We start from the raw sequence: 2,121 nt of genomic DNA, 5'->3' as shown, positions 1-2,121 counted from the left end.
CAGATGATCGTCACCCTCGAACGGAACGGCTTCATCCGACGTCAACCCGGCGTCCCAGAAGCATCGAGATTCTCTTGCCACCGGAAAACTTGCCCATCCTCGAATGGCTCGGTATCAAAACGTCAAAATCACTATGATGAACCACTAGACATCACCGTCCATGCCTCATCGGAGATGCCAAGGCTAAAGAAGCAAGCGCCGTGCCGCAACAAAGAAGATTGAGTCTGCACGCAGTATTCTGCATGCGTCGCATTGTCGACATTTGGTTCGGAGCCGACAATCTTCCTGATACCAGACGCCTGTGGCGCGTACGCCGTTTCACTCTCGTGTGAGGGCCCCCACCGGAAGGCGTTGACGCAGACATCCTCAGATGGTGTGCCGGGGATATCAAGATGCTCAGAAAGTCGGGAAGAGAAAATTGACTGACGTCACGAATGAAGATATCCATAGCATCGAGGTGATCCGTAGCAATATAGTTCTCTCGCCTTGCTTTCCGCCAATGGCATCGAACACAAAGCGTATCGAGTCAACCACGGCAGCGTCCCGGGCTCTCGCTGCCCTCCTTGGGCGTTTCCTCCCTAGACTTGGGCCGCTTGTCAATTAAGCGACCTTTTTGCTTGCCCATCAATCCGAGCATTTAGCTCGGGTATGCGAGACTCAGGATTCGCGTTTGATGCGGAAGGATACAGATCGCGATCAACGACTTGGACGCCAGGGTCGCCTGAGTTGGCATGCTCTGCGAGCGCCTCCTGTGCCTTGTGCTGGGGATTATGTTTTGGGCATGGACCTTTTGGATCCCGTAAGGATTCGTTCCAGTGCTGATTGACACGCCACTCGTCTGGGACACTGGAATTGGTGCCCGTCAGCAGCCCGGAAAGCACGACCGAACTCCTCGCCCAACTCACTTCGAAGATCATCCGGCGGGAGCGATCCAGGCAGGTTTCTGCCGCCGACAGGAAGGACCCAGGCAGCGTTGCAGATTGGGCCGGATCTCCTCGATCACGGCGCGAATGAGTTGCTCCCGATCGGTCTCAATGCTCGGCGGTTGCTTCAGTTGTTCCGGTTCGACCGGCATGCTTCGATTTCTCTTGTCATCAGCTGAAGGATTTGCCGCAAGAGCAGCTCGATTGGGCGTTTGGGTTGTCGAAGGTGAAGCCCGACCCCTCCAGCGCCACCACGAAATCGATCGTCGTGCCGGCGAGGTGTTCATGGCTCTTATTGTCGACGAACACCTTGATCCCGTCGCGCTCGATGACTGTGTCTTCGGGCTTAGCCTCGTCGGCCAGGCTCATCCGGTATTTGAACCCGGCGCAGCCACTGGCCTCGACCATGATGCGCAGGCCGCTTGCCGGCTGCGCCGATGCTGAAATCGTGCTCTTGAGCGCATTCACTGCGCTATCCGTCAGATTGATCATGGCACCCTTTATTTTCCCGAGTCGTTCAGCCTTCGCCGCATCGTCGTCGAAATCCTCCGCCTCGTCTGCGGACAGCAGCGGGCGAACATCAGCCATGAAGTCGTTCGTGAAGAACGTTTCTGAGCACCGTTTTACGTAAGGTGTGGTTGCGATAGGCGGCGACAGAGTATCCATAGCATGGCGCTAAAAAGTTCCGCGAACCAGTGGCGGAGCAGGCTGAAGTTGTAGCCGGCGGCGGCGAGAACGGCGTTGATGCGGTCGCCGTCGCGGCCCTTGAGATGGTTGCGACGCATTCGGTGGTCGTCCTTGAGATGGCCGATCACCGGCTCGACAGCGGCACGACGCCGCATCTCGCGGTGGATGGCTTTGGTGACGCGGCGAACCTGGCCGCTGATCCAGACCTTGAACCGGTCGGGATAGTTGTGGCCGCGATAGCCCTTGTCGCCCTGGATGCGGCGCGCTGCGACACCTGTGAGCTTTTCGAGATCGGCGATGACGGGAACCGAGCGTGGCCGTCATAGGGATTGCCGTGCAGGGCCTTGGCATGCAGCACGAACTGCCCGCCTTTGGGCGCGCTGGCAGGCGTGGCAATCGAGACTTTGCAGCCTGCAGCAATGATGCCTCCTCTCTCCCAGAATGCCTCTTACGGCACTAGTACCCGGAATCAGAGCTGAGTGATACGGCGGCCTTTGAAACGGCGTTGACG

Annotated in this window: 2 protein-coding genes and 2 pseudogenes; 1 reads left to right on the top strand and 3 read right to left on the bottom strand. The window is 58.0% G+C overall.

Translation table 11 applies throughout. The features are described from left to right. Positions 1-222, top strand: a pseudogene (locus CP49_RS47955) (hypothetical protein); the annotation flags it as partial. A gap of 691 nt (positions 223-913) precedes the next feature. Here CP49_RS47955 and CP49_RS45285 read toward each other — a convergent pair. From CP49_RS45285 to CP49_RS43525, 3 genes and pseudogenes are all read right to left on the bottom strand, one after another. Continuing rightward, positions 914-1,075: a hypothetical protein gene (locus CP49_RS45285; RefSeq protein WP_156438697.1), complete on the bottom strand. Its 162-nt coding sequence runs from the start codon at positions 1,073-1,075 to the stop codon at positions 914-916. Between the two features lie 19 nt (positions 1,076-1,094). Beyond that, positions 1,095-1,415: a HesB/IscA family protein gene (locus tag CP49_RS27800; RefSeq protein ID WP_057853337.1), complete on the bottom strand. Its 321-nt coding sequence runs from the start codon at positions 1,413-1,415 to the stop codon at positions 1,095-1,097. Between the two features lie 131 nt (positions 1,416-1,546). After that, positions 1,547-2,022 (bottom strand): annotated as a pseudogene (locus CP49_RS43525) (transposase); the annotation flags it as partial. Positions 2,023-2,121: the final 99 nt, after the last annotated feature.

Origin of the sequence: Bradyrhizobium valentinum (genome assembly GCF_001440405.1) — a bacterium.
In the GTDB taxonomy this organism is placed as follows: domain Bacteria; phylum Pseudomonadota; class Alphaproteobacteria; order Rhizobiales; family Xanthobacteraceae; genus Bradyrhizobium; species Bradyrhizobium valentinum.
Note: the sequence above shows the minus strand (reverse complement) of the source record. Positions and strands in the feature narration are given on the sequence as shown.

Excerpts from the sequence above, each read along its gene's own strand:
- CP49_RS45285 (WP_156438697.1), bottom strand. The coding sequence starts at position 1,075 with ATGCCGGTCGAACCGGAACAACTGAAGCAACCGCCGAGCATTGAGACC.
- CP49_RS27800 (WP_057853337.1), bottom strand. The coding sequence starts at position 1,415 with ATGATCAATCTGACGGATAGCGCAGTGAATGCGCTCAAGAGCACGATT.